The organism is Janthinobacterium sp. BJB304 (assembly GCF_002735765.1).
Classification (GTDB): Bacteria; Pseudomonadota; Gammaproteobacteria; order Burkholderiales; family Burkholderiaceae_D; genus Janthinobacterium.
In genome coordinates this window covers 74,878-100,304 of record NZ_PDZN01000002.1, presented here as the reverse complement: position 1 = coordinate 100,304, position 25,427 = coordinate 74,878, and the positions used below count along the sequence as shown (strand labels likewise).

At 63.7% G+C, this 25,427-nt stretch carries 23 protein-coding genes; 14 read left to right on the top strand and 9 right to left on the bottom strand.

Annotated elements, in window-relative coordinates; translation table 11 throughout:
* Window positions 1-165: 165 nt before the first annotated feature.
* Together CSQ95_RS02465 and CSQ95_RS02460 are read right to left on the bottom strand one after the other, a co-directional pair.
* A complete protein-coding gene (locus CSQ95_RS02465; RefSeq protein ID WP_099408335.1) occupies window positions 166-3,276 on the bottom strand; it encodes an efflux RND transporter permease subunit in 3,111 nt (1,036 codons plus the stop codon).
* On the bottom strand, window positions 3,273-4,436 hold the full coding sequence (locus CSQ95_RS02460; protein WP_099408334.1) for an efflux RND transporter periplasmic adaptor subunit: 1,164 nt from the start codon (window positions 4,434-4,436) through the stop codon (window positions 3,273-3,275). Before CSQ95_RS02460 ends, CSQ95_RS02465 begins: the two co-directional genes overlap by 4 nt.
* 291 nt (window positions 4,437-4,727) lie before the next feature.
* Between CSQ95_RS02460 and hpnC the strand changes: the two genes are divergently transcribed.
* From hpnC to CSQ95_RS02430, 6 genes are all read left to right on the top strand, one after another.
* Window positions 4,728-5,609 carry a squalene synthase HpnC gene (hpnC, locus tag CSQ95_RS02455; protein ID WP_099408333.1) on the top strand — a complete coding sequence of 294 codons (882 nt, stop codon included), beginning with the start codon at window positions 4,728-4,730 and terminating at the stop codon, window positions 5,607-5,609.
* Window positions 5,610-5,655: 46 nt separating this feature from the next.
* Window positions 5,656-6,489, top strand: coding sequence for a presqualene diphosphate synthase HpnD (hpnD, locus tag CSQ95_RS02450; RefSeq protein ID WP_070311986.1), 834 nt, complete (start codon window positions 5,656-5,658; stop codon window positions 6,487-6,489).
* Window positions 6,490-6,496: 7 nt separating this feature from the next.
* Window positions 6,497-7,855, top strand: coding sequence for a hydroxysqualene dehydroxylase HpnE (gene hpnE, locus CSQ95_RS02445; RefSeq protein ID WP_306532444.1), 1,359 nt, complete (start codon window positions 6,497-6,499; stop codon window positions 7,853-7,855).
* Window positions 7,856-7,979: 124 nt separating this feature from the next.
* Window positions 7,980-8,135, top strand: a complete 156-nt coding sequence (locus CSQ95_RS29560; RefSeq protein WP_180278933.1) for a hypothetical protein — start codon at window positions 7,980-7,982, stop codon at window positions 8,133-8,135.
* A 28-nt stretch (window positions 8,136-8,163) separates the two neighbouring features.
* Window positions 8,164-8,955, top strand: a complete 792-nt coding sequence (locus tag CSQ95_RS02435; RefSeq protein WP_257217919.1) for a DUF1700 domain-containing protein — start codon at window positions 8,164-8,166, stop codon at window positions 8,953-8,955.
* A gap of 10 nt (window positions 8,956-8,965) precedes the next feature.
* Entirely contained in the window at window positions 8,966-9,772 is an 807-nt protein-coding gene (locus CSQ95_RS02430) for a head GIN domain-containing protein (RefSeq protein ID WP_070288222.1), read from the top strand.
* Between the two features lie 13 nt (window positions 9,773-9,785).
* Here the strand turns inward: CSQ95_RS02430 and CSQ95_RS02425 are convergent, their stop codons facing one another.
* A complete protein-coding gene (locus tag CSQ95_RS02425) occupies window positions 9,786-11,027 on the bottom strand; it encodes a TIGR03862 family flavoprotein (RefSeq protein WP_099408330.1) in 1,242 nt (413 codons plus the stop codon).
* A gap of 152 nt (window positions 11,028-11,179) precedes the next feature.
* Between CSQ95_RS02425 and CSQ95_RS02420 the strand changes: the two genes are divergently transcribed.
* Complete coding sequence (locus tag CSQ95_RS02420; protein ID WP_070218662.1) at window positions 11,180-11,413, top strand: hypothetical protein; 234 nt, start codon at window positions 11,180-11,182, stop codon at window positions 11,411-11,413.
* A 47-nt stretch (window positions 11,414-11,460) separates the two neighbouring features.
* Here the strand turns inward: CSQ95_RS02420 and CSQ95_RS02415 are convergent, their stop codons facing one another.
* Genes CSQ95_RS02415 through thrC form a run of 3 tightly spaced genes read right to left on the bottom strand, consistent with a single transcriptional unit; the run spans window position 11,461 to window position 14,433 of the window.
* Entirely contained in the window at window positions 11,461-11,715 is a 255-nt protein-coding gene (locus tag CSQ95_RS02415; protein ID WP_070288220.1) for a MoaD/ThiS family protein, read from the bottom strand.
* Between the two features lie 10 nt (window positions 11,716-11,725).
* On the bottom strand, window positions 11,726-12,952 hold the full coding sequence (gene glp, locus CSQ95_RS02410; protein WP_099408329.1) for a gephyrin-like molybdotransferase Glp: 1,227 nt from the start codon (window positions 12,950-12,952) through the stop codon (window positions 11,726-11,728).
* Window positions 12,952-14,433: a threonine synthase gene (gene thrC / locus CSQ95_RS02405; RefSeq protein WP_099408328.1), complete on the bottom strand. Its 1,482-nt coding sequence runs from the start codon at window positions 14,431-14,433 to the stop codon at window positions 12,952-12,954. Before thrC ends, glp begins: the two co-directional genes overlap by 1 nt.
* A gap of 269 nt (window positions 14,434-14,702) precedes the next feature.
* Here thrC and CSQ95_RS02400 point away from each other — a divergent pair, with 269 nt between their 5' ends.
* On the top strand, window positions 14,703-15,443 hold the full coding sequence (locus CSQ95_RS02400) for an AAA family ATPase (protein WP_099408327.1): 741 nt from the start codon (window positions 14,703-14,705) through the stop codon (window positions 15,441-15,443).
* Window positions 15,444-15,646: 203 nt separating this feature from the next.
* On the opposite strand, the gene CSQ95_RS02395 is transcribed toward CSQ95_RS02400, so the two are convergent.
* From CSQ95_RS02395 to kbl, 3 genes are read right to left on the bottom strand one after another with little or no spacing between them, the layout of a single operon-like run.
* Entirely contained in the window at window positions 15,647-17,047 is a 1,401-nt protein-coding gene (locus CSQ95_RS02395) for an L-serine ammonia-lyase (protein ID WP_099408326.1), read from the bottom strand.
* 48 nt (window positions 17,048-17,095) lie between these two features.
* On the bottom strand, window positions 17,096-18,061 hold the full coding sequence (locus CSQ95_RS02390) for an NAD-dependent epimerase/dehydratase family protein (RefSeq protein WP_099408325.1): 966 nt from the start codon (window positions 18,059-18,061) through the stop codon (window positions 17,096-17,098).
* A gap of 20 nt (window positions 18,062-18,081) precedes the next feature.
* A complete protein-coding gene (kbl, locus tag CSQ95_RS02385; RefSeq protein WP_099408324.1) occupies window positions 18,082-19,308 on the bottom strand; it encodes a glycine C-acetyltransferase in 1,227 nt (408 codons plus the stop codon).
* 222 nt (window positions 19,309-19,530) lie between these two features.
* Between kbl and CSQ95_RS02380 the strand changes: the two genes are divergently transcribed.
* The 6 genes from CSQ95_RS02380 to CSQ95_RS02355 all read left to right on the top strand — a co-directional run bounded on the left by CSQ95_RS02380 (window position 19,531) and on the right by CSQ95_RS02355 (window position 25,425).
* A complete protein-coding gene (locus CSQ95_RS02380) occupies window positions 19,531-20,106 on the top strand; it encodes a helix-turn-helix domain-containing protein (RefSeq protein ID WP_070218654.1) in 576 nt (191 codons plus the stop codon).
* A 172-nt stretch (window positions 20,107-20,278) separates the two neighbouring features.
* Window positions 20,279-21,205 (top strand): STM4015 family protein, encoded by a 927-nt coding sequence (locus CSQ95_RS02375; RefSeq protein WP_099408323.1) that lies wholly within the window; start codon window positions 20,279-20,281, stop codon window positions 21,203-21,205.
* A gap of 21 nt (window positions 21,206-21,226) precedes the next feature.
* Window positions 21,227-22,309, top strand: coding sequence for an STM4014 family protein (locus tag CSQ95_RS02370; protein ID WP_257217942.1), 1,083 nt, complete (start codon window positions 21,227-21,229; stop codon window positions 22,307-22,309).
* Entirely contained in the window at window positions 22,302-23,159 is an 858-nt protein-coding gene (locus tag CSQ95_RS02365; RefSeq protein WP_099408321.1) for an STM4013/SEN3800 family hydrolase, read from the top strand. The genes CSQ95_RS02370 and CSQ95_RS02365 overlap by 8 nt, the downstream gene beginning before the upstream one ends.
* Window positions 23,156-24,535: an STM4012 family radical SAM protein gene (locus tag CSQ95_RS02360; protein ID WP_218963565.1), complete on the top strand. Its 1,380-nt coding sequence runs from the start codon at window positions 23,156-23,158 to the stop codon at window positions 24,533-24,535. The genes CSQ95_RS02365 and CSQ95_RS02360 overlap by 4 nt, the downstream gene beginning before the upstream one ends.
* Window positions 24,529-25,425 (top strand): STM4011 family radical SAM protein, encoded by an 897-nt coding sequence (locus CSQ95_RS02355; RefSeq protein WP_218963564.1) that lies wholly within the window; start codon window positions 24,529-24,531, stop codon window positions 25,423-25,425. Before CSQ95_RS02360 ends, CSQ95_RS02355 begins: the two co-directional genes overlap by 7 nt.
* Window positions 25,426-25,427: the final 2 nt, after the last annotated feature.

Below are 25,427 nucleotides of genomic sequence, written 5' to 3'. Positions count from 1 at the left end.
GAGGGATGCCGCCTTTTTTTTGCTGCGCCTCAGAGCGCGCCGCCGGCCAGTTGGCGGCATTTTTACCCCAAAGCAAGCACTGGGGTCGCACCCTCAGGGTACGACCCCGGCATTTTCGCCGTCCGGGTCAATGGCGTATGCAGCATGCGGCCACCCGTCAGGGCACTACACAGCCGGCGTACCCGCTTCCCTTGCCGCAGGGTCCGGCTTCTTGACCCGGAACCAGGCCGCATACAGGGCCGGCAGGAACAGCAAGGTCAAGGCCGTTGCCAGGATTAATCCCCCCATGATGGCGACCGCCATCGGCCCCCAGAAGACCGAACGCGACAGCGGGATCATGGCCAGCGCCGCGGCGGCGGCCGTCAGCACGATGGGACGGCAGCGGCGCACAGCCGAGTCGATGATGGCGTCCCATGGCGTCGAACCGTCATTGATGTCTTGCTCGATCTGGTCGACAAGGATCACCGAGTTGCGGATGATCATGCCGAACAGCGCGATGATGCCCAGGTTGGCCACGAAACCAAGTGGCCGGCCCAGCGCCAGCAAGGCAAACGCGGCACCCGCCACGCCCAGCGGCCCCGTCAGGAAGACCAGCAAGGAACGCGAGAAACTGTGCAGCTGCAGCATCAGCAAGGTGAAGATGATGAAAATGGCCAGCGGCAAGTTCGCCGAGATCGACGCTTCCGCCTCGCCGCTGTCGGCCGCCACGCCTTTCACGATGATGCGGTAACCGGCCGGCATTTTGGCGCGCAAGGCATCGAGCTGCGGCGCCAGCTGCGTCGACACGGTGGCGCCCTGGATGCCGTCGATCACGTCCGACTGCACGGTAATGGCCCATTCGCGCTTGTCGCGCCAGACGACACCCGGCTCCCACACGAAATGCGCGCGGGCCAGCTGCGAGATGGGCACTGACTTGCCCGTTGCCGTCGGGATATTCGTGTCATTCAGCACGGAAATCGTCGCCCGCTCGGCCAAAGGCTGGCGCACCTGGATATCGATCAGCTTGTTGTCTTCGCGGAACTGGCCGATGACCGTGCCCGACAGAATCGTATTGGCCGCCTGCATCACCGTTTTCGAGGTAACGCCCAGCGCACGCATCTTGTCCTGGTCCAGGTCCAGGCGCAGCACTTTCACCGATTCGTTCCAGTTATCGTTCACGCCCAGGGTGTTCGGATTGGCGCGCATGATGTCCTTGACCTGGTCGGCAATGGCCCGCACACCGGCCACCTCCGGCCCCATGACGCGAAATTGCACGGGATACGGCACCGGCGGTCCGTTCGGCAACAGTTTCACCCTGCCCCGCACTTCCGGGAAATCTTTCTTGAAGACGTCGACGATTTGCTGGCGCAAGCGTTCGCGGTCGGCCAGGCTCTTCGGCAAGACCACCACTTGCGACACGTTGGTCTGCGGGAAGATCTGATCGAGCGGCAAGTAGAAACGAGGACTACCGGTTCCCACGTAGCTGGTGACGCTTTCCACGCCGTCGAGCTTGCCAACAAAAGCCTCGAACTTCTTCACCTGTTTCTCGTTAGCAGCAAACGTCGTGCCTTCGGGCGACCACAGTTCCACCATCAGTTCCGGACGGCTGGAATCGGGGAAGAATTGCTTTTCGATAAAGTTAAAGCCGTAAATACCCAGTGCAAAGATGGCCAGGGTGGCGGCAATCGTCGTCTTGCGCCATTCCACGCACCAGGTGACGGCGCGGCGGAAGCGGCGGAAGTTCGGCGTATCGAACAATTCATGGTCGTTATGCGCGTGCGGCTTGACCTTGAGCAAGACGTAGCCGATGTAGGGCGTGAAGACGACGGCCACCACCCACGAGATGATCAGGGCCAGCGCATTGACGGAGAACAAGGAGAACGTGTATTCGCCGGCGGCCGACTTGGCCAGGCCGATGGGCAAGAAGCCCGCCACCGTGATCAGGGTGCCCGTCAGCATGGGCATGGCCGTGGACGTATAGGCGAACGTGGCCGCGTCGAAGCGGGACATGCCCTCTTCCATCTTGCGCACCATCATCTCGACGGCGATGATGGCGTCGTCGACCAGCAAGCCCAGCGCGATGATCAGCGCGCCCAGCGAAATCTTGTGCAAGTCGATGTCGAGCAGGCGCATGAACAGGAAGGTGACGGCCAGCACCAGCGGGATGGTCAGCGCCACCACCAGGCCTGGGCGCACGTCGATGCGCAGCGGCTTCGTGTGCAAGCCCAGCGCGACAAAGCTGACGGCCAGCACGATCAAAATGGCTTCGATCAGGGTGTGCACGAATTCCCCCACGGAAGCCGATACGGCTTCCGGCTGGTTCGACACGCGCTGCAATTCTATGCCAACCGGCAATTCGCTCTTCATGCGCGTGACGGTTGCCTGCAAGGCCTTGCCCATGTCGATGATATTGCCGCCCTTTTCCATCGATACGCCCAGGCCGATCACTTCCTTGCCGTTGAAGCGCATCTTGTCCTTGGGCGGATCGACGAATTCGCGCTTCACCGTGGCAAAGTCGCCGAGGCGGAAGGTGGTGCCGTTGGCGCGCAATTCCAGGTTTTCCAGGTCCTTGACGGTCAGCATGGCGCCCGTCACGCGCACTTGCAGATTGTCCGTCGGCGTCACCAGCACGCCTGTGGCGTTGATGCTGTTTTGCTCGGACAATTGCTGCACGATGGCATCGAAAGGAATGCCCAGCTGGGCAAATTTCTTGTGCGAAAAGATAATATTAATCTTTTCATCCTGCACGCCGAACAGTTCCACTTTCGACACCTGCCCCACGGCCAGCAGTTCCTGGCGCACCTTGTCCGCGTAATCCTTCATTTCGGCATAGGTAAAACCGTCGCCGGACAGGGCGAAGATGGAGCCGTAGGTGTCGCCGAACTCGTCGTTGAAGAACGGGCCCACGACGCCGGCCGGCAAGGTGCCCTTAATGTCGCCGATCTTCTTGCGCACCTGGTACCAGGCGGCGGCCGTTTCCTTGGGCGGCGCCGATTCGCGCAGCTCCAGCAGGATCAAGGTTTCGCCTGGCTTCGAATAGCTGGTGATTTCGTCGATGTATGGCGTTTCCTGCAGTTTCTTTTCCAGCTTGTCCGTCACCTGCTCGGCCATCTGCAGCGCCGTGGCGCCGGGCCAGTAGGCTTGCAGGACCATGGCGCGGAAAGTAAACGGAGGATCTTCATCCTGGCCCAGGTTGGCATAGCTGAGCATGCCGCCGATCAGCAGCACGGCCATCAGGTAGCGCGTCAGCGGGATGTGTTCGAGGGCCCAGCGCGACAGATTGAAGCCGCCCTTCATTTGGCGGCCCCCACGCTGACGGCGGCAGCGGCGGCATCCGGCTTGCTGGCCAGTTCAGCGCCGAGGATGGTCACTTTCTGGCCAGGCTTGAGCAGGTTGACGCCGGCCGTGACCACCGTCTGCCCCGCTTTCACGCCCGAGGCCAGCAGCAATTCATTGCCCGCCACGCCGCCCACCATCACCGGCACGAGCTTCACGGCGCCGTTTTCCACCACCCAGACGGAGCTTTGCGACTTTTCATTGAACAGGGCCGTCAGCGGCACCTTGATCTGCGGCGTGGCCGTCTGCGAAGCGAACTGCACCACGGCCGTCATGCCCAGGCGCACTTGCGGCGCGTCAGGGATGCTGACCTTGGCAGTATAGGTGCGCGTGGCCGCATCGGCCACGGGCGACACTTCGCGGATCTTGCCCGGCAGCGCCTGCTTCGGGTCGGCCCACAGACGCACGACCACATCCTTGACACTGCGCAAGGTTTCCACCTTGTCTTCAGGAATGCCGATCACCACTTCCTTCTCGCCGCTCTTGGCCACCACCACGACGGGCGCGCCAGGCGCCACCACCTGCCCTACTTCCGCATCGATGCGCGTGACGACGCCGTCCGCATCGGCCAGCAGGCTGGCATAGCCGGACTGGTTCGCCTGGCCCCGGTACAGGGCTTGCGCCGCTTCCACGTTTGCCTGCGCCGCCTTGTAGGTGGCGTCCTTGCCATCGAGCACGGCCTGGCTGACGAAATTTTTCTCGCGCAAGTCCTGGTAGCGCTTCAATTCCGCGCGCGCCAGGTCGCGGTTCGTTTCCGCGCTCACCAGCGAGGCCTTGGCCTGCGCCTGCGACAGCTGCAAGTCGACAGGATCGAGTTGCATCAGCACTTGCCCCTTCTTGACGCTGGCGCCCACGTCGACCTTGCGCGCGACGATCTTGCCGCCCACGCGGAAACCCAGTTGCGATACGACGCGGGGCACGACTTCACCTGACAGCTCGGCACTCACGTCAACATTACTACTAGACAACACTATCGCGCGCACGGGACGCACGTCTTCCACTTTGACGGCAGGCTTGGAACAGGCCGCCAGGGTAGTCGCAAGGGCCGCGGCGGCAATCAGCCGCAAGGCAGGAAGTGCGGATGCGCCGGTCTCGCGGCGCAGGGTTTTCAGGGCAAACAAGGTATTTTCCTTTACTATGCGGGCTGCAATATTTTTATGCGGAGAAACTTTTTGCCTGTCCTTTGGGCCAAGCCAAACTTTTTCGCACGCGATATCCTTAAATTTGTGACAATATCAGCTTGGTCATAGCGGAGGATGATTTTCCGCTAATGACTTTCTGGTTATTAATTATAATCGTGCGTAAAAGTTTTTAGTGACTTTTGCGTCATTAATCTTGAGACGTACAACGTCCGACCACATTCCAGCGTTTGCGGGAGTGCCGGACAAACGCAAGACTAGAGAAGTGTGTTCATGCCTGTAGACCATTACGAAAATTTTCCTGTTGCATCATTTTTACTGCCGCGCCGCCTGGTGCCCGCCGTCGAAGCCATCTATGCCTTCGCCCGCAGCGCCGACGACCTGGCCGACGAAGGCGACGCCACGCCGGCCGAACGCCTGGCCTTTCTACACGCCTACGAAGAGGCGCTGGGCCGCATCGCCCGCCAGGAAGGCCATGCCGGCGAGAACGCCGCCATGTTCGAACGCCTGGCCGCCGTCATCGCCAAGTTCCAGCTGCCGCTCAAGCCGTTCTACGATTTATTGTCCGCCTTCAAGCAGGATGTGGAAACGACGCGCTACGCCAGCTACGATGACGTGCTCGATTACTGCGCCCGCTCCGCCAACCCCGTGGGGCTGCTGATGCTGCATCTGTACGGTGCGGCCGATGAACAGAATGTACGCGATTCCGATGCCATATGTTCAGCTTTGCAACTAATTAATTTCTTGCAAGACGTCGCCATCGACCAGCAAAAAGAGCGCATCTACCTGCCGATGGAAGACTTGAGCCGCTTTGCCGTCTCCGCCGCCGCCTTCGAGCGGCCCGAGGCGCACGGCAAGTGGAGTGCCCTGATGCGCTTCGAAGTGGCCCGCGCGCGCGCGCTGATGCTGTCCGGCGCGCCGCTGGCCCTGCGCTTGCGCGGGCGCATCGGCTGGGAACTGCGCCTGGTGGTGCAAGGGGGCTTGCGCATTCTCGAAGCCATCGAAGCCGTCAATTACGACGTGTTCCGACGCCGTCCCAAGCTGGAGAAACGCGACTGGCTGATCATTTTCTGGCGCGCCCTGCGCATGTCGCGCAAAAGCCTGCATCAAGAGACACAAGTAAAAACGGCTTTTCCCCCGTCGCCCACTCTGTAAGACGATAGAATAGCGGCTTCGATCTGCAACCCTTGCTCTTTTGACTATGTCTCCCGACGAATACTGCCAACAAAAGGCCGCCCAGAGCGGCTCCAGCTTCTACTACAGCTTCCTGTTCCTGCCGGCCGAGCGCCGCAAGGCCATCACGGCCCTGTACGCCTTCTGCCGCGAAGTCGACGATACGGTCGATGAATGCACGGACGAAGCCGTGGCACGCACCAAGCTGGTGTGGTGGCGCAAGGAAGTCAAGGCCATGTACGAGGGCAACCCCACGCATCCCGTGATGCGCGCGCTGCAGCCGCACCTGGACATGTATCAGCTGGAAGAAAAACATTTGCAGGCCATCATCGACGGCATGGAAATGGACTTGAACCAGACCCGCTACCTCGATTACCAGGCCATGAGCCGCTATTGCTGGCACGTGGCCAGCGTGGTGGGGATTTTGTCGGCCAGCATCTTCGGCGCGACCCGCCCGGAAACCCTGCTGTACGCGGAAAAGCTGGGCCATGCCTTCCAGCTGACCAACATCATCCGTGACGTGGGCGAGGATGCGCGCAAGGGTCGCATCTACCTGCCGATCAGCGAATTGCAGCAATTCAATGTGACGGCGGCCGATTTGCTGAACGCGCGCCACAGCGAAAACTTTGAAAACCTCATGCGCTTCCAGGTGGCGCGCGCGCAAAAAGCCTACGACGAAGCGTTCGCCCTGCTGCCGGCGGAGGACCGCCGCGCCCAGCGCCCGGGCCTGATCATGGCCGCCATCTACCGCACCCTGCTCAACGAAGTCGAGCGCGACGGCTATCACGTGCTGAACCAGCGCATCTCGCTCACGCCGATCCGCAAACTGTGGCTGGCCTGGAAGACCTGGGTTCGTGGCTGACAGTAGCGTGAAGCAACGCTACGCCGTCATCGGCGCGGGCTGGGCCGGCTGCGCGGCGGCCATGGAACTGGCGCGCGCCGGCCATGCCGTGACCGTCTACGAGGCGGCGCGCACCCTGGGCGGGCGCGCGCGCCGGGTCGAACGGGAAAAGACGGTGCTCGACAACGGCCAGCACATCCTGCTGGGTGCATATACGGAAACCTTGCGCCTGATCAAGCTCGCAGGGCAAGACCCTGCCGAGCTGATTCTCACCCTGCCCCTGCAGATGCGCTATCCGGCCGGCACCAAAGGCATGGATTTTCTCGCGCCGCGCCTGCCCGCGCCGCTGCACCTGGCGTGGGCCTTGCTGCGTGCCAAGGGACTGTTGCGTGCCGACAAGCTGTCCCTGATGCGTTTTTCCACCGCCATGCGGACGATGGGCTGGCAGCTGTACAACGATTGCACGGTAACCGAATTGCTGCAGCGCTTCGACCAGACGGACACCTTGAACCGCCTGATGTGGCATCCGCTGTGCCTGGCGGCCTTGAATACGCCGCCCGAGCGCGCGTCGGCCCGCGTCTTCATCAACGTGCTGCGCGACAGCCTGGGAGCAAGCCGCCGCCGCGCCTCCGACATGCTGATCCCGAAGGCGGACCTCTCCACCCTGTTGCCGGACGCGGCCGCCCGCTATCTGGAACAGCATGGCGGCGCAGTGCGCACGGGCGCCAAGGTGGCCGCCTTGCACGCCTTGCCCGATGGCCGCTGGCAACTCGATGATGGCGAACATTATGACGGCGTCATCGTCGCCACCTCATCCGTGCAAGCGGCCAGTCTGCTGCAAAGCTTGCAGGACGCGCGCCTGGCCGATGCCATTGAGCGCATGCAGGTGTTCACGCCGGAAGCCATCAGCACCTGTTACCTGCAATACGACGCCAGCGTGCGCCTGGACTTGCCGCTTTACGCGCTCGTCGATGCGCCAGAGCAACAACACTGGGGACAGTTCGTCTTCGACCGGGGCCAGCTCGACGCGAATCAGGCGGGCTTGCTGGCGGTCGTCATCAGCGCGTCCGGCCCTGCCGCCGAGCAAGGCCATGGCCCGCTGGCGCAGGCGATCGCCGCGCAGCTGGCGCAAGTGCTGCAGCGCCCGGAACTGGCGCAGCCGGCCTGGATCCAGCTGATCACGGAAAAGCGCGCCACCTTTGCCTGCACGCCGGATCTGCGGCGCCCCGGCAATGCCAGCGGCATGCCGGGCCTGCTGCTGGCCGGCGACTACACGGCCAATGACGACCGGACGCAGGACTATCCGGCCACCATCGAAGCGGCCGTGCGCAGCGGCGTGGCGGCGGCCAGGATGGCGAACACGGGCAAGGCGGCAAAACAGACTTGACGGTGCATCCCGCCCTGGCGTCGCTCGCCCCCGCGAAATTGCATTCTGTCGCACCGTGCTGGTGCGCTCGCGTGCGCTTGGGTACAGTCTGATCATCGACAACGGCCATGCAACGGAAAATACCATGCACACCACCTTGCACTTGAAAAACAGCTTGAAAGCCGTGACGCTGCTCGCTTGTGTGCTGCTCGCCACCCTGATCGTCATTCATGGACAGCAAGTGCCGCAAACGCCATTGCTGCTGAGCCAGGCAAGCATGCTGCTGCCGGCGGTGAGCTGAGGCGACGAAGCGGAGTAACAGGAAGAATATGATGAACAAGCAAGACTATCTCGAGGCGCTGCGGCGCGCGCTGGCAGGCTTGCCGCCGGACCTGGTGGCCAAGACCCTCGATTATTACGAACAGACCTTCATCGAAGGCGCTGCGGCCGGCCGCAGCGAGCACGAAATCGCCGACGACCTGGGCGACCCGAAAAAGATCGCCCTCACCTTGCGCGGCAGCACCCACCGCCAGGCGTTCGAGCAAAAGAAAACCCCCGTCAACCTGCTGCGCCTGCTCGTCTCGCTGGTGGGCCTGGCCATCTTCAACCTGTTCATGGTCGTGCCCGCCGCCGTGTACGCGGCGCTGCTGGCCACCCTGTATGCGGTCGGCCTGAGCTTTTACCTGGCCGGCATCGCCATCACGGCCAGCGGCTTGTCCGGCGCCAACGAACTGGTGCTCGAGGGGCCGCTGCGCCACGTCTTCATTCATGACGACGACGGCGGCGAAGGCGACGAGCAGCGCGAAACGCGCATCACCATCGGCGACAAGGGCATCGAAATCGACCATGTGCCCGGCCCCTTGCAGCGTGAACCGGCTGAAGCCGAGGCGCCCGGCGCTTCGTCGCGCATGATGGAGCGGGCCGAAGCGCTGGCCGGCGGCGGCATCCGTATCTCCACCGACATGGACCGCGATGCGCGCACCACACAAACCGTCTTCGGCGTGGGCATGCTGCTCGGCGGCATCGCCATCTTCCTGCTCAGTCTGGTGGTCACGCGCTATACCTTGATCGGTATCAAGCGCTATATCGCCATGAATGTCTCCCTGCTCAAAGGTCACTAGAAAGGCTGCCATGAAACGCTTGCTCAAAGTCGGCCTGTCCATGCTCTTGCTGGCCATGGTCCTGATCGCCATGTCGTATGCGGCGCTGCGCGCCAAGGGGATCAGCAATCCCAGCAGCGCTGCCGGCCGCGCCGTGCGCAGCGACACGCGCCCGATTTCCGCCAATATCAACAGCATCGATCTGGCCGGTCCCATCGACCTGGTGCTGCGCCGCGGCGCCACGCCATCGCTGAAAGTGAGCGGCGAACAGCGCCTGCTGTCGAACGTCGACACGACGGCCGACGGCACGACCCTGCATATCGGCCCGAAAGGCATGCTGTTCCACCATCGCCAGCCGCTGCAGGTGGAACTGGTGCTGCCAAGCCTCGTGCGACTGGAAGTGCACGGCAATGGCGACAGCAGGATCACGGGATTCTCCGGCGACAGTTTCATCCTGGAACTCATGGGTTCAGGCGACGTCAGCTTCACGGGCCGCTACAAGCAGGTGCAAGCGACTGTCAACGGCAGTGGCGATCTCGACATCAATGCCGGCAACAGCGACAGCGTCGTGCTGGAAATGGTCGGTTCCGGGCGCATCGCCGCCAGCGGCAACACGAAATTCCTGCGTGCCGACCTGAGCGGCTCAGGCGACATCGATGCCGAACACCTGGCGGCCGACAAGGCCAGCGTCAGTCTGCAAGGCTCGGGCCAGAGCACCGTCTTCGTGCGCGACGCCGCCAACCTGACCCTGCGCGGCAGCGGCGACATCCACGTCCACGGCAACCCGCGCCAGCGCGAGACCCAGAAAAGCGGGTCAGGCGACATCATCTGGCATTGATGATGGCGGTTCTCTAACGACTCTTTTCCAGCCACGCCACGGCCTGCTCGCCGGCCGCCTTGCCTTGCGCCAGGCATGCCGTCAGCAGGTAGCCGCCCGTCGGCGCTTCCCAGTCCAGCATTTCCCCCGCCACGAAGACGCCTGGCATGGCGCGCAGCATGCTGCCTTTGACACCGTCGAAGTCCACGCCGCCGGCGCTGCTGATCGCTTCATCGATGGGGCGCGCACGCTTGAGCGTGACGGGCAGCAACTTGATGGCGGCCGCCAGTCTGACCTCGTCGGCAAAGTCGGCGGCGCTCAGGCATTCGCGCAGCAAGCCCGATTTCACGCCTTTTATTCCCAGCCGGCTATTCAGGTGGCTGGACATGGAACGGGCGCCGCGCGGGCGCGTCACTTCTTCGAACACGCGTTCATGCGTGTGGTCGGGCGCCAGGTCGAGCCAGATGGTGGTGCGGCCGTCGCGTGCGATCTGCTCGCGCAGCGCGGCCGACAGCGCATAAATCAAGCTGCCTTCGACGCCGCCCGCCGTGATGACGAACTGCCCCTGGCGCTTGATGAGCAAGCCGTCGATGTCATGCGCCGTGATGGCCACGGTCGCCAGCGGTTCGCCCGCATGGCGGCTGCTGAAATGCGCGCTCCAGTCCACGTCGAAGCCGCAATTGGCCGGCGCCAGCGCTTCCACGGCCACGCCCTGCCCTTGCAGCAGCGGCACCCAGGCGCCGTCCGAACCGAGCCGCGCCCAGCTGCCGCCGCCCAGCGCGAGGATCACGGCGTCGAAGGCGCACAGGCGTTCGCCGTCCGGCGTGGCGAAGACCAGCTGGCCGTCGCGCCAGCCCGTCCAGCGGTGGCGCATATGAAATTGCACGCCCGCTTCGCGCAGGCGGTGCAGCCAGGCGCGCAGCAGGGGCGCCGCCTTCATGTCCGTCGGGAAGACGCGATTCGAGGAGCCGACGAAGGTCTCCACGCCCAGGCCGTGCACCCAGTCGCGCACCTTTTGCGGGCCGAACTGGTCCAGCGCCGGTTTCACGCGGTGCGCCTGCCGGCCGTAGCGCGAGACGAAACCCTGGTAGCCTTCCGCGTGCGTGATGTTCATGCCGCCCCGCCCCGCCAGCAGGAATTTGCGGCCGACGGACGGCATGGCGTCGAACAGTTCCACCCTGGCCCCCTGGTCGCTGGCCGCCTGGGCCGCCATCAGGCCGGCGGGGCCGCCGCCGATGACGGCGATGTGGAACGGAGGAAGGCTGGAATCGGTCATGGCACGCTGGAAGACGGTGAAAACCCCGGCATTTTAGTCGAGATCAGGCCAGGGGATGGCAAGAATGCCGAAAAATGATGCATACTGCGCAGAGGCCGCAGCGACCGGCGGCTTGACTTCACGCGACAACGCGACGACAAGAGGAGAAACACATGGGCGCAGGATTCTGGATTTCCCGCTATTTGCTGGCCAGCTCGATCTTATTCATCATCCTGACGGTGGTCGAGTACAGCAAGGGCACGACCAGCCAGACCGACATCCTCAGCGCGCTGGCCTGGTCGCTGGTGGCGTCGGCCATCTTCATCGGTTCGAAGTACTGGCGCTACCGGAAGGCCGTCGCCTGCGCCACGTGCAGCGGTGACAAGCCGAAAACCAGGTCGTCATGAAAAAACGGCCACTTCGATGAAGTGGCCGTCGCATTTGGCAAGCGGAATCAGCCGCCAGTTACGGGCGGGAAGAACGCCACCTCGTCGCCTTCGCCGATCACGGTATCGGCATCGCACATCACCTGCTTGTGCGCCGTGCGCAGCGCGCGGCCCTGGGCCAGCGCGTACTCCCAGTTGCCGCCGCGGGCGATCAGCAGGTTTCTCACCTCGCCCACCGTCAGCGGCCCGGCCACTTCCAGCACTTCGTGACCCGTGCCCACCAGTTCGCGCACGCTGGCAAAAAATCGCAGATTGATCTTCATCGATACTTCCTTAGTACAGCAATTCGTTAAACGGGATAAAACGCAGCATGTCGCCGCGCGCAATCGACAGCCCCGGCGGGCAATCGATCAAGCCGTCGCCCCACACGGTGGACGTCAGCACGCCCGAACTCTGGTTGGCGAACAATTCCAGCTCGCCCTCGTCATTGACCTTGGCGCGCAAGAACTCGTTGCGTCTGTCCGCCTTCAGGCGCTCGAACGCAGCCGGCAGCTTGTAGCTGCGCGGCGCCAGGCTGCCCGCCACGCCCTGCAGGCGCAGGATGAACGGGCGCACGAACAGCAAAAATGTGACGAAGCTGGAGACGGGATTGCCGGGCAAGCCGACAAAGAACGCATCCCGCACTTCGCCAAACGCCAGCGGCTTTCCCGGCTTGACGGCGATCTGCCACATGTTCAGCCGCCCTTCCGCTTCCACGGCCGGCTTGATATGGTCTTCCTCGCCCACGGACACGCCGCCCGAGGTGATGATCAAATCATTGCCCTGCGCCGCCTGGCGCAGCACGGCGCGCGTCGCTTCCAGGCTGTCGGGCACGATACCCAGGTCCGTGATCTCGCAGCCGAGGTTTTCCAGCAGGCCGCGCAAGGTAAAGCGGTTCGAGTTGTAGACGGCGCCCGGCACCAAAGGTTCGCCCGGCATGGCCAGCTCGTCACCCGTGAAGAAGACGGCCACGCGCAGCTTGCGCAGCACCGGCAACTGCGCCAGGCCCACGGAAGCGGCCAGGCCCATTTCCTGGCTGCGCAGGCGCCGGCCCGCGCCAAGGATGATGCCGCCGGCGCGGATATCCTCGCCCTGGCGGCGCACCCATTCCCCGGCTTTCGGCACGTGGTTGACCGTCACCACGCCGTCCGCCGCCGTGCACTGCTCCTGCATCACGACGCAGTCGGCGCCTTCGGGGATCAGGGCGCCCGTAAAAATGCGCGCCGCCGTCCCCGGCTGCAAGGGCTGGCCCACGTGACCGGCCGCGATGCGCTGCGACACGGGCAGGTTGGCCGCGCCGCTGGCGCAATCGCTGGCGCGCACGGCATAGCCATCCATCTGCGTGTTGTCGCGCTCGGGCACGTTCAGGGTCGACGTTTGCGCCGTGGCCAGCACGCGGCCGTTGGCACGCATGGTGTCGACCAGCTCCACCTCGGCCACGGGGCGCGCCGCGCCCAGCATAAAGACTTGCGCTTCGGCCACCGACAGCATGGGTTTGCGTTGTGCAGTCGGATCGCTCATCACAAGCCCGTATTGGCGGCGATGTACGCCTTCATTTTTTCCACGTCCGTGCCCATCACAACGAACTTTTGCGGCAAGTCCTCGATGTTTTCGAAGCCGGCCGGGCGTTCCGCGTCCACGCCCAGCGCTTCGAGGATGGTTTCGTTGAACTTGGCCGCCAGCGCCGTTTCCAGCACGATCATCGGCACGTTCGGCTCCAGGTGCTCGCGCGCCACCTTGATGCCGTCCGCCGTGTGCGTGTCGACGGTGATGCCGTAGTCGTCGGCCACGTCGCGGATGGTGTCGAGGCGGTCCTGGTGCGTGGACTTGCCCGACTTGAAGCCGTATTTGGCCACCAGCTTGAATTCATCGCCATCGCTGCCAGGCTTGCCGGAGAGGTCAAAGCCGCCATGCGTTTCCACTTTCGTGAACAGGGCGCGCACGCGCTCGCTGTCGCGGCCCACGAGGTCGTAGACGAAGCGCTCGAAGTTCGACGCTTTCGAGATATCCATCGACGGGCTGCTCGTGTGGTACGTTTCGGCCGACTTGCGCACGCGGTAGACGCCCGTGCGGAAGAATTCGTCGAGCACGTCGTTTTCATTCGTGGCCGCCACCAGTTTCGAGATCGGCAGCCCCATCATGCGGGCGATATGGCCGGCGCAGATATTGCCAAAATTACCAGATGGCACCGTGAACGACACTTTCTGCTCGTTGCTGGTGGTGGCCGCCAGGTAGCCGCGGAAGTAATACACGACTTGCGCCACGACGCGCGCCCAGTTGATGGAATTGACGGTGCCGATCTTCTGTTTGGCCTTGAACGGCAGGTCGTTCGACACGGCTTTCACCATATCCTGGCAGTCGTCAAACACGCCTTCGACGGCGATATTGTAGATGTTCGGGTCTTGCAGGCTGAACATCTGCGCCGTCTGGAAGGCGCTCATTTTCTTGTGCGGCGACAGCATGAAGACGCGGATGCCCTTCTTGCCGCGCATCGCGTATTCGGCCGCGCTGCCCGTGTCGCCGGACGTGGCGCCGAAGATATTGAGTTCGGCGTCGTGCTTGGCCAAGGTGTATTCGAACAGGTTGCCCAGCAGCTGCATGGCCATGTCCTTGAAGGCCAGGGTCGGGCCGTTCGACAGCGCCTGCAGCATCAGGGTGGTCGATCCGCCCTTGACGACGTTTTCTTCGAGCACGCGCAGCGGCGTGATGTCGGCTGCGTTTTCGCCGGCGCGGGCGTTCTTGTAGACTGCCTTGGTATAGGTTTTCGCCGTCAGTGCCTTCAGGTCCGCGGCCGGGATATCGGTGGCGAACTTCTTCAGGATTTCGCAGGCCAGGTCGGCATACGACAACGTGCGCCAGGCATTGAGCTCGGCACCAGTGACTTGCGGGTAGTGTTCAGGGAGATACAGTCCGCCATCGGGGGCCAGGCCGCCCAGGAGGATGTCGGAGAATTGCTGCGGATTCGATGGCGCTTTGTCAGCGCGGGTAGACACGTAATGCATAGATTTGAAGAGTCCAGTTGAGCTGAGTGCGGTTGATCATGAATGGCAGCGGATATTATAGTGCCAGCGGCCGTCCAAGGCGAATCGCGTGGCGCCAGCCTGATCAAGATGTGACAATTGGAGAGGCTGCTTATTATCAAACAAGCCATAATTGTATGAGATCAAGCCAGGCGAACATGACCCGCGTATGCACTGGCGCGCGCCGACGATTTAGGCCACACTGAGCTTTCTGCCCTGCAAAGTGCCAATAATGGAGTCGAAAACCGGCCATGTCGCTGAGTAAAAAACCATATCTGCAAAGCGCCGCGCTGCGCTCCGACGCTGTCGTCGACCTCGATCACTATCCGTTCACCATCCCCGCCATCCGCGACTTCGTGCACATGGATTTCCACCCCGACGTGACGTTTTTCGTGGGCGAGAACGGCAGCGGCAAGTCGACCATGCTCGAAGCGCTGGCCGTGGGGCTGGGCTTCGGCAAGGATGGCGGCACGCGCAACGTGCGCATCGCCCTGCCGTCGGACGAGGAATCGGGCTTGCATGCACACTTGCGCCTGAGCAAGAGCTATAAAAAACCCGAGGACAGCTATTTCCTGCGCGCCGAAAGCTTTTTCAACGTCGCCACCTACATGGATGACATGCCCGAATACCTGGGCAGCTACGGCGGCAAGTCGCTGCACGCGCAATCGCATGGCGAAGCGTTCATGGCGACCCTGATCAACAAGCTGCGGGGCAAAGGCTTGTATTTGCTGGACGAACCCGAGGCGGCCCTGTCGCCCAGCCGTCAGATGGCCGCATTGTCCGTGATCCACCAGCTGGTGCAGGATGACTCGCAGCTGATCATCGCCACCCACTCGCCGATTCTGCTCGCCTACCCGAACGCGAAAATCCTGATGTTTACAGGCGGCGGCATCCATGAGGTGGCGTATGAAGACACGGAACACTATGCCGTGACGCGTGATTTTTTGAATAACTACCCGCGGAGGCTGGAGCAGTTGTTTGAGGAGGAGTGAGGTGGTTGTTTGCTGCTTTGGTGATGTCGGCTTACTTATTTGGTGATGTCGGCTTACTTACTTATTTGGTGATGTCGGCTTACGCCCTGCGGGCTAAGCCGACCTACGCCGACCTGCGCCAACATGCGCCAACCTGCGTTGCTTGCGTCATGGCGTAGGTCGGATTAGCGCTGCGCGCATAATCCGACGCCACCACCAGCGCATCAGCAAGCGGCGTGGTTCACTGTGATCACGTGGATGGCCAGGCCGCCCAAGGACGTTTCCTTGTACTTGTCCTGCATGTCCGCGCCCGTCTGGCGCATGGTTTCGATGACTTCGTCGAGGCTGACGAAGTGCGTGCCGTCGCCCTTCAGCGCCAGCGAGGCGGCCGTGATGGCTTTCACGGCGCCCATGCCGTTGCGTTCGATGCACGGGATCTGCACCAGGCCGCCGATGGGGTCGCACGTCATGCCCAGGTGGTGTTCGATGCCGATTTCGGCCGCGTTCTCGATCTGCTCGTTCGTGCCGCCCAAAGCCGCCACCAGGCCGGCTGCCGCCATGGCGCAGGCCACGCCCACTTCGCCCTGGCAGCCCACTTCGGCACCCGAGATCGAGGCATTGCGTTTGCACAGCATGCCGATGGCCGCGGCCGTCAGCATGAAGCGGCGCACGCCGCCGACCGGATCGCTGGGGCGGCAATCCTGGGCATAGTAGCGCAGCACGGCCGGGATGATGCCGGCGGCGCCATTGGTCGGCGCCGTCACCACACGGCCGCCGGCCGCGTTTTCCTCATTGACAGCCATCGCGTACAGGCTGACCAGGTGGACGGCGTCGTGCGGCAAGTCGTTGGCGCGGTTGTCCGACGCCTTCGCTTCCTGCGCCAATCGCCACAGTTTGGCGGCGCGGCGCTTGACGTTCAAGCCGCCCGGCAGGTTGCCCGTCGTTTCCAGCCCGTGCGCGATACAGTCGCGCATGACGTGCCAGATGCGGTCCAGTCCTTCATCGAGCTCCGTCTCGCTGCGCTTGACGCACTCATTGGCGCGCAGCATTTCAGGGATCGACAGGCCGCTTTCCACGCCATGCGCCAGCAACTGCTCCATGGTGTCGAAGGGGAAGACGACGCGGGCGGACGCGGCCGATTCCACGGCCGCTTCCGCCTGCGCCTCGCCCGCCTCGCGGATAAAACCGCCGCCGATCGAGTAATACACCTTGTCGACGCGGCTGCCATCAAGCAGTTTCAGCGTAAAGCGCATGCCGTTCGGGTGTTCGGGCAAGGATTCGCTCTTGTGCCAGATCAAGCCCGTGGCCGCCGTAAACGGCACCACGTGCGTGCCCAGCAGCGCGATCTCGCCGGCCGCCTCGATGGCGGCCAGCTTGCTGTCGACTTCGTCGGGTGCCACGTCCTGCGGCGTTTCGCCCATCAGGCCAAGAATGACGGCCTTGTCCGTGGCATGGCCCACGCCCGTCAGCGCCAGCGAGCCATACAGGGCCGCCTCGACGCCCACTACCTGGTCCAGCGGACCGTATTCGACCAGAAAACGCCGCGCCGCCACCATCGGTCCCACGGTGTGGGAACTCGACGGCCCGATGCCGATTTTAAACAGGTCAAATACGCTCATATCCATGTAGTGTCTCTTTATATTAGTATGTTTTTATGAATGCCGGTACAGGACTCAGGCCGCCTTGGCCGCCTGCCCCGCATCGACATTGGCCAGCATGTCCGTGACCATCTGCTCGACGCCGATCTGCGCCTTCCAGCCCCAGTCGGCGCTGGCCTTGCTGTCGTCCAGGCTTTGCGGCCAGCTGTCGGCGATGGCCTGGCGGCTGTCCGGCTTGTAGCTGATCTTGAAGTCGGGAACCATGCGCACGATGGCTTTCGCCAGCTGCTCGGGGTTGAACGACACGCCGGCCACATTGTAGGACGAACGGATCTTGATCTGCGACACAGGAGCGTCCATCAGTTCGATGGTGGCGCGGATCGCGTCGGGCATGTAGATCATCGGCAGCGTCGTACTCGCATCGAGGAAGCAGTCATAGCGCTCGCCGCGCAAGGCTGCATGGAAGATGGCGATCGCGTAATCGGTGGTGCCGCCGCCCGGAGGCGATTTGTAGCTGATGATGCCAGGGTAGCGGATGCTGCGCACGTCCACGCCATACTTGTTGAAGTAGTATTCGCACAGGCGCTCGCCGGCCAGCTTGCTGATGCCGTACATCGAGGTCGGGTCCATCACCGTCATTTGCGGCGTGTTCACTTGCGGCGTGTTCGGGCCGAAGGCGGCAATCGACGACGGCCAGAAGATGCGCAGCGGCTTGCCCGCTTCGCCCCGCTCGCGCGCCAGTTCCAGGATATTGAGCAAGCCATCCATGTTCAGGCTCCACGCCTTCAGCGGCGCCGCTTCGCCCGTGGCCGACAGCATGGCCGCCAGCTGGTACACCTGGGTGATGTTCTCGTCGGCGATGATCTTCGCCAGGCCGTCCTTGTCCAACACGTTCAGCTGCGCGTAGCGCCTGGCCTGGTACAGATTGTTCGTGCCGATGTCGCTGGCGATGACGTTGTCCGCGCCGTGCTGCTGCGCCAGCGCGCCCACCAGTTCACTACCGATTTGGCCGTTTGCGCCAATGACTAAGATGCGTTCCATGCTATTTTCCTGAATTCTTGTTAGTTGGTCGTGCTAGTGGCGGTCAGCAGACCGAGTTCCTTGCCGGCCTGCTCGAAGGCGGCCAGCACCTGCACCAGCTGCTCGCGGGTATGCGCGGCGGACAGCTGCACACGGACACGGGCCTGGCCCATCGGCACGACCGGGTAGAAGAAGCCCGTCACCAGCACGCCCAGTTCATACAGGCGGGCGGCGAATTTCTGTGCCACGGGCGCGTCGAACAGCATCACGGGAACCACCGGATGCGTGCCCGGCTTGATGGTAAAGCCGATGCGCTCGATCTCGCTGCGGAAGAAAGCCGTGTTGTCATGCAGGCGGTCGCGCAGTTCCGTCGACTTGGCCAGGCGCTCCAGCACCGACAGCGAAGCGCCGGCGATCGATGGCGCCAGCGTGTTCGAGAACAGATACGGGCGCGATTTCTGGCGCAGGGTGTCGATGACTTCCTTGCGCGCCGAGGTAAAACCGCCCATGGCGCCGCCCAGGGCCTTGCCCAAGGTGCCCGTGATGATGTCGATGCGGCCCATCACATTGTGGTGCTCGTGCGTGCCGCGTCCCGTCGCGCCCATGAAGCCCGAAGCGTGGCATTCGTCGATCATCACCAGCGCGCCGTACTGGTCGGCCAGGTCGCAGATCTTGTCGAGTTGCGCAATCGTGCCGTCCATCGAGAACACGCCGTCCGTGACGATGACCTTGTGGCGCTTGCCGGCGGCAATCGCCGCCTGCAGCTGCACTTCCAGGTCGGCCATGTCGTTGTGCGCATAGCGGTAGCGGCCGGCCTTGCACAGGCGGATGCCGTCGATGATGGAAGCGTGGTTCAGCGCGTCCGAGATGATGGCGTCGTTTTCATCGAACAGGGGCTCGAATACGCCGCCGTTGGCGTCGAAGGCTGCCGCGTACAGAATCGTGTCCTCGGTGCCCAGGAAGGCGGAAATCGCCTGTTCCAGTTCTTTATGTACGGTTTGCGTGCCGCAGATAAAACGCACGGACGACAGGCCGTAGCCGTATTTTTGCGTGGCGGCAATAGATGCTTCCTGCGTCTGCAGGTCGCCGGACAGGCCCAGGTAGTTGTTTGCACACATATTGATCAGGGTACGGCCGTCGTCGCACACCACTTCAGCGCCCTGGCGCGAGGCGATCACGCGCTCGGGCTTGTACAAGCCCTGCTGGCGCAGTTGATCGAGATTCTGTTGCAGACCGCTGAAAAAGGTGTTCTTCGCTTGCTCGCTCATGATATTCCTTGTGTCCCTGATGTATGCGTGTGGTGTGCGTGTGGTTTCAGCCGCCATAGGGAAAAAGCCGCCGCTTGACCGGTGCGCGCACAATGCTGTACCGTGAAGCGCTGTTTGAAGTCTACACGTTTCCATGTTTTTCTTCAAAATCCACTATTTCGAACTGAAATTCAATATAGTGGATATTACCCAAGCCTTTTGAACTTTGCAAGCCACCTGCCGATGAAAACCAGCGTTTCGACCAATTCTCCCCCTGAAGTGGGTGCCACCCTGCAACGGCTGCGCCTGGCGCGCGGCCTGACACTCGAGGATTTGTCGCGCATCGCGGGCGTGTCGAAGTCCATGCTGTCGCAGATCGAGCGCGAAAAAGCCAATCCCACCATCGCCATCACGTGGCGCCTGGCCAACGCCCTGGGCGTGCAGATCGGCGAATTGCTGTCGAGCGCGGAAAAAGCCGTGGAAACCATCCGCATCACGGATGCCCACGAAACCCCCACCCTGCCCGGCGACCACGCGGGCTACGTGCTGCGCATCCTGGGGCCGATGGAATTGGCTGGCAAATACGAGTGGTATGAAGTGACCCTGGCGCCCGGTGGCGAACTGGCGTCGCAGCCGCACGATCCGGGCACCACCGAGCATTTGACGGTGATCCACGGCAACCTGGAACTGGAAGTGGGCGCGGCGAAGAAAAAGGTCAAGAATGGCGGCACGGCACGCTATCCGGCGGACCAGCCGCATACGATACGCAATCTTGGAAAAACCGAGGGCAAGGCTTTACTGGTGGTGATCCATCGATAAGGCACGCCAGCAGTGCGCAATATGTCCATATGGCTATGCTAAGATTTTAGTATAAACAAGATTTCCAGGCCTGGATGTCTTCGCAGAGCGTCGCGGCACATCCCGGCTCTTCCCGGCTGCGCCACGTCGCGCGCGGCATCCAGGCCTCCACCGCTTACACGGAGCCACAGCGATGACCATTTCCGACAGCACCACCACCTTCCACGACAAGACAGTCGTCCAGTACGACCCCGACGTGCCGTTCGACGCCTCTCCCGGCATCGTCTACCGCCTGTCGCTCGAATACGACGACAAGCGCAAGATGGACGATCTGATCGCCGGCTTCCTCGACAAAGCCGACAAGGGCGCGCTCGAAGCGCTGATCATCGGCATGTGGGGCGACCCGTACGAATCGGGCGCCGACGAAGTGATGGCCGCGCTGATCGCCCACGCGCCGCAACTACCGAAGCTGCGCGCCCTGTTCATCGGCGACATGACGTACGAGGAATGCGAAATCTCGTGGATCGTGCAAGGCAGCTACAAGCCCCTGCTGGACGCCTTCCCGCTGCTGGAAGAATTGCGCATCCGCGGCGGCAATGAACTCGTCATCGAGCCGTTCGCGCACCAGCACCTGCGTCGCTTCACCATCGAAGCGGGCGGCCTCGATCAAAAGATCGCCGAAGCGCTGGCGCAATCGAGCATGCCGCAGCTGGAACACCTGGAACTGTGGCTGGGTACGGACGACTATGGCTTCTCGGGCGACGTGGACCTGTACCGCAAGGTGCTGGCGCAGCTGACCGTGCCCACCCTGAAATACCTGGGCTTGCGCGACGCGGAAATCGCCGACGACCTGGCCGTCTGGCTGGCCGAGGAACCGCTGGTGGCACAGCTCGACACGCTGGACCTGTCGCTGGGCACCATCGGCGACCTGGGCGCCGTGGCCGTGCTCAATCACACGCAGCTGGGCAAGTTGAAGCGCCTGGACCTGTCGCACCATTACATCTCCGAGGAAAACCAGGCGAAACTGAAGGCGCTGCCTCTCGAGGTGGTGCTGGACGACCCGCAGGAAGCGGACGAGGACGACGGCGAAAGCTACCGCTACGTGGCTGTCGGCGAATAAGCGGAGTTTTATCCTTTGCTGATGCCTCTCACCCTGCTGGCGACACAGGGCAGCAAGCGCGTGCGCCTGATGCAGGCGGCGCGCGCGCAACTGCGCCTGCCGCCCGCGCAAGTGCTGGAATGGCGCGGCTGGCTGGCGCAGCCGGCGCTGCTCGATGTTGCACTGAGCCAGCCAGGCTTGCTGAAAATCGAACCGCCCGGCGACGATCCCGCCGCCCACCGGCTGTTGCTGCAGGCGGGCTGCAGGCTGCTGGAGCGTCCGCCGGTCGCTGCGCCCGAACACGGCGAACTGCTGGCCATGGATGCGTGGTTTGCCGGTTTTACGTCTGCCATGGCGTCCCTGGCGGCGCAACTGGCTGATTTGCCGCACACGCGCGTATTCAATGCGCCGGCCGAAATCAGCCGCATGACGGACAAGCTGGCCTGCCAGCGCCACCTGACCGCGCACGGCGTGCCGATACCTGACTTGCTGGGACCCGTGCACGGCTACGAGCATCTGCAGGCGCTGCTGCAGCAGCATGACCTGGACCGCGTCTATTTAAAACCGCGCTACGGCTCGTCCGCGTCCGGCGTCGTCGCCTACCGGCGCAACCGGGCCGGGCGCCAGCAAGCCACCACCTCGGCCGCCTTGCAGCATGGGGGCGGCGCGGTGCGCCTGTTCAACGTCAAGCGCATGGCGCGCTACGAGACGACCGCCGACATCGCCGCCCTCGTCGATGCGCTGGCCACGCAGGAGCTGTATGCGGAAAGGTGGCTGAACAAGCCGCGCTGCGGCGACAGCCACTACGACCTGCGCGTGGTGACCATGGCGGGCCAGCCCGCGCACCGCGTGGCGCGCATCGGACAGCACATGATGACGAATCTGCACCTCGACAACCGGCGCGGCGACGCGTCCGGCCTCTTGAACGCAGCCGACCTGGCCGCGCTGGAGGAAACCGCCGCCCTGGCCGCGCGCGCCTTCCCGGCCAGCCACGTGACAGGCTACGACCTGGTCGTGCGCCACGGCCAGGCCCACGTGCTGGAAGCGAACGCCTTCGGCGACCTGCTGCCCGGCCTGCTCTGGCAAGGCATCGATACTTACACGGCGCAACTGGCCCATGCTTAAAGAAACACCGACCATTCCCGACATGCACGCCGTCGTCGGCAGCCACGACATCGTCTTCATCACGCTCGACACCCTGCGCTTTGACGTGGCGCAAGCGCTGTACGAGGCGGGCGAATTGCCCGTGCTGGGGCGTTTTTTAGCAACGGGTGGCTGGGAACGGCGCCACTCGCCCGCCACGTTTACCTACGCGGCGCACCAGGCCTTCTTCGCGGGCTTCTTGCCCACGCCGGCCGCGCCGGGCCGCCACCCGCGCCTGTTCGCTTCCGCCTTCGCGGGCAGCGAAACGACGTCGCCGCATACCTTTGCGTTTGAAGAGGCCGACCTTCCCGCCGCGCTGGCAGCGCGCGGCTACCGCACCATCTGCATCGGCGGCGTGGGTTTCTTTAACAAACAGACGGCGCTGGGCTCCGTGCTGCCGTCGCTGTTCCAGGAAAGCCACTGGAGCGCAGGCATGGGCGTGGCCAGCCGCCATTCGACGCAAAAACAGGTGGCGCTGGCGACCCAACTGCTGGCGCAAAACGATCAACGCACTTTTTTGTTCATCAATGTCAGCGCGCTGCATACGCCCAACCGCGCCTACCTGCCCGGCTGCCGCGCCGACTGCCTGGACAGCCACGCTGCTGCCCTGCGCTATGTAGACGGGGCGCTGGCGCCGCTGTTCGCCGCCTGCGCCGCGCGCGCGCCCACGTTCGCCATCGTCTGCTCGGACCACGGCAGCGCGTATGGCGAAGATGGCTACCGGGGCCACCGGGTCGCCCACGACAGCGTGTGGAACGTGCCGTATGCGCACTTTTTTATTCAACCAGATACGGCCGCCTCAACGCCGCCACCCCAGGAGTCCCCACCGTGAACCCATCCGAACAGCCGGGCACCCTGGCGCAGCGCATGCGCCACACGCCCTACCAGGCATATTCCTATTCCTATCCGCACAAGGCCGCCTACCGCGCCTTGCCGCAGGCGGCGCCCCTGGCGCCCCTGTGGGCGCAGCAGGACCGTTCCGCCCTCTTCGCCTACATCCACATCCCGTTCTGCGAGATGCGCTGCGGCTTTTGCAATCTGTTCGCCATGGCCCGCCCCAGCGCCGACATGGTCGAGCGCTACGTGCAGCAAGTGCTGGTGCAGATGCGCGCCCTGGCAGGCGCGCTGGGCGAACGGCGCTTCGCCCGCTTCGCGCTGGGCGGCGGCACGCCCACCTATCTGTCCCCCGCGCAGCTGGGCACCCTGCTGTGCGGCGCGCGCGACATCCTCGGCATCGACCTGCAGCACACGCCGGCCGGCATCGAAGCGTCGCCCGAAACCATCACGTTTGAGCGGCTTGCCGTCTGCCGCGCGCACGGCATCGACCGGGTCAGCCTGGGCATCCAGAGCTTTGCCGCCGGCGAGATGCGCGCGCTGGCCCGTCCGCAGCAAAACGCCACCGTCCATCACGCCATCGGTCTGATACGCGCGGCCGGTTTTCCCACCCTGAACCTGGACCTGATCTACGGCATCGCGGGGCAAACCGTGGCCAGCCTGCTGGCCTCCATCGACAGCGCGCTGGCCTTCCGGCCAGAGGAGCTCTATCTGTATCCGCTGTATGTGCGCGAACAGACGGGTCTCGGCAAGGTAGCGCGCCGCCAGGGCGCGCAGTCGCTCAACCCCATCATGCTGGCCCGCGATGGCGACAGCCGTCTGGCCCTGTACGCGGCCGCGCGCGACCATTTGCGCGCGCAGGGCTATGAGCAGGTCTCGATGCGCATGTTCCGCGCCCCCCATGCGCCGGAACAGAACGGTCCCTCGTACTGCTGCCAGAACGACGGCATGGTGGGCCTGGGCGCGGGCGCCCGCTCGTACACGGCCAGCCTGCATTATTCAAGCGAGTACGCGGTGGCGCGGCTTGACACCATCAACATCATCGACAACTACCTGGCGCTCGACGAGGCGCGCTTCGCGCAGGCCGAACACGGTTACCAGCTCAATGACGAAGAACAGCGCCGGCGCTACGTGATCCAGTCGCTGCTGACGGAGCCGGGCCTCGACCGCGACGCCTACGCGGCGCGCTTCGGCTCCCGCTGCGAAGCAGATTTGCCGCAGCTGGCCGAGCTGCACGCGCTGGAGTTGGTGGAAGAAGAAGGCCCGCTGCTGCGCCTGAATGACCGGGGCTACAGCTACGCCGACACCATCGGCCCCTGGCTGGCATCCGAGACGGTGCGCGCGCTGATGGCCGAAGGCGGCCAGACGTGCTGACAACGCAGCCTTGCGCTTTGTCCCTGCTGTACCGGGGCACGCTATCGAGCTGCAATTACGCCTGCGGCTACTGCCCGTTCGCCAAGAAGCGCGACAGCCGCGCCGCATTGGCCCGCGATGCGCGCGAAGTGGCGCGCTTCACTAGCTGGGTGGCGGCACAGAAGCGGGACATCAGCGTGCTGTTCACGCCCTGGGGCGAAGCGCTGGTGCGGCGCCACTACCGGAGCGCGATGCAAACCCTGGCCAGCCTGCCGCACGTACGGCAAGTGGCGCTGCAGACGAATCTGTCCGGTCCCCTGGACTGGCTGAAGAACATGGACGGGCTGGAAAAGGTCGGCCTGTGGTGCACCTACCACCCGGACCAGACGACCTTGTCCCGCTTTCTCGCCCGCTGCGCGCGGCTCGATGCCATGGGTGTGCGCTATTCCGTCGGCGTGGTGGCGATGACCGAACACCTGGAGGCCATCCGCGCCCTGCGCGCAGCGCTGCCCGCCCACGTCTACCTGTGGCTGAACGCCTACGACCGGCGTGGCCCCGGCTATTACAGTGGGGAAGACCTGGCCTGGTTTGATACCGTCGACCCGTGGTTCGCGCAAAACCGGCGTCCGTCTCCCTCGCGCGGCAAATCGTGCCTGGCGGGCGAAGCGTCGCTGTCCGTCGATGGCGACGGCGAACTGGCGCGCTGCCACTTCGTGCCCGAGCGGCTGGGGAATTTATATAAGGATGACCTGGCGGACATGCTGCAGGAACGCAGCTGTCCGCGTTTCAAGTGCGATTGCTACATCGGCTATGCGCAGCGCAAGGATTTGCCGTTTCAGGCGGTGTTTGGGGAGGGGGTATTGGCGAGGATTGCGCCGTTAAATGCTGGGGTCAGGAGTAGGTCGGATTAGCG

Bases quoted from the DNA above. Each gene is read 5' to 3' on its own strand.
- hpnD (WP_070311986.1), top strand. From the start codon at position 5,656: ATGTCTCCCGACGAATACTGCCAACAAAAGGCCGCCCAGAGCGGCTCC.
- hpnC (WP_099408333.1), top strand. From the start codon at position 4,728: ATGCCTGTAGACCATTACGAAAATTTTCCTGTTGCATCATTTTTACTG.
- CSQ95_RS02395 (WP_099408326.1), bottom strand. From the start codon at position 17,047: ATGGATATGAGCGTATTTGACCTGTTTAAAATCGGCATCGGGCCGTCG.
- CSQ95_RS02400 (WP_099408327.1), top strand. From the start codon at position 14,703: ATGTCGCTGAGTAAAAAACCATATCTGCAAAGCGCCGCGCTGCGCTCC.
- CSQ95_RS02435 (WP_257217919.1), top strand. From the start codon at position 8,164: ATGATGAACAAGCAAGACTATCTCGAGGCGCTGCGGCGCGCGCTGGCA.
- CSQ95_RS02365 (WP_099408321.1), top strand. From the start codon at position 22,302: ATGCTTAAAGAAACACCGACCATTCCCGACATGCACGCCGTCGTCGGC.
- glp (WP_099408329.1), bottom strand. From the start codon at position 12,952: ATGAGCGATCCGACTGCACAACGCAAACCCATGCTGTCGGTGGCCGAA.
- CSQ95_RS02465 (WP_099408335.1), bottom strand. From the start codon at position 3,276: ATGAAGGGCGGCTTCAATCTGTCGCGCTGGGCCCTCGAACACATCCCG.
- CSQ95_RS02375 (WP_099408323.1), top strand. From the start codon at position 20,279: ATGACCATTTCCGACAGCACCACCACCTTCCACGACAAGACAGTCGTC.
- CSQ95_RS02370 (WP_257217942.1), top strand. From the start codon at position 21,227: ATGCCTCTCACCCTGCTGGCGACACAGGGCAGCAAGCGCGTGCGCCTG.
- CSQ95_RS02430 (WP_070288222.1), top strand. From the start codon at position 8,966: ATGAAACGCTTGCTCAAAGTCGGCCTGTCCATGCTCTTGCTGGCCATG.
- CSQ95_RS02380 (WP_070218654.1), top strand. From the start codon at position 19,531: ATGAAAACCAGCGTTTCGACCAATTCTCCCCCTGAAGTGGGTGCCACC.
- CSQ95_RS29560 (WP_180278933.1), top strand. From the start codon at position 7,980: ATGCACACCACCTTGCACTTGAAAAACAGCTTGAAAGCCGTGACGCTG.
- CSQ95_RS02390 (WP_099408325.1), bottom strand. From the start codon at position 18,061: ATGGAACGCATCTTAGTCATTGGCGCAAACGGCCAAATCGGTAGTGAA.
- thrC (WP_099408328.1), bottom strand. From the start codon at position 14,433: ATGCATTACGTGTCTACCCGCGCTGACAAAGCGCCATCGAATCCGCAG.
- CSQ95_RS02415 (WP_070288220.1), bottom strand. From the start codon at position 11,715: ATGAAGATCAATCTGCGATTTTTTGCCAGCGTGCGCGAACTGGTGGGC.
- CSQ95_RS02420 (WP_070218662.1), top strand. From the start codon at position 11,180: ATGGGCGCAGGATTCTGGATTTCCCGCTATTTGCTGGCCAGCTCGATC.
- kbl (WP_099408324.1), bottom strand. From the start codon at position 19,308: ATGAGCGAGCAAGCGAAGAACACCTTTTTCAGCGGTCTGCAACAGAAT.
- CSQ95_RS02425 (WP_099408330.1), bottom strand. From the start codon at position 11,027: ATGACCGATTCCAGCCTTCCTCCGTTCCACATCGCCGTCATCGGCGGC.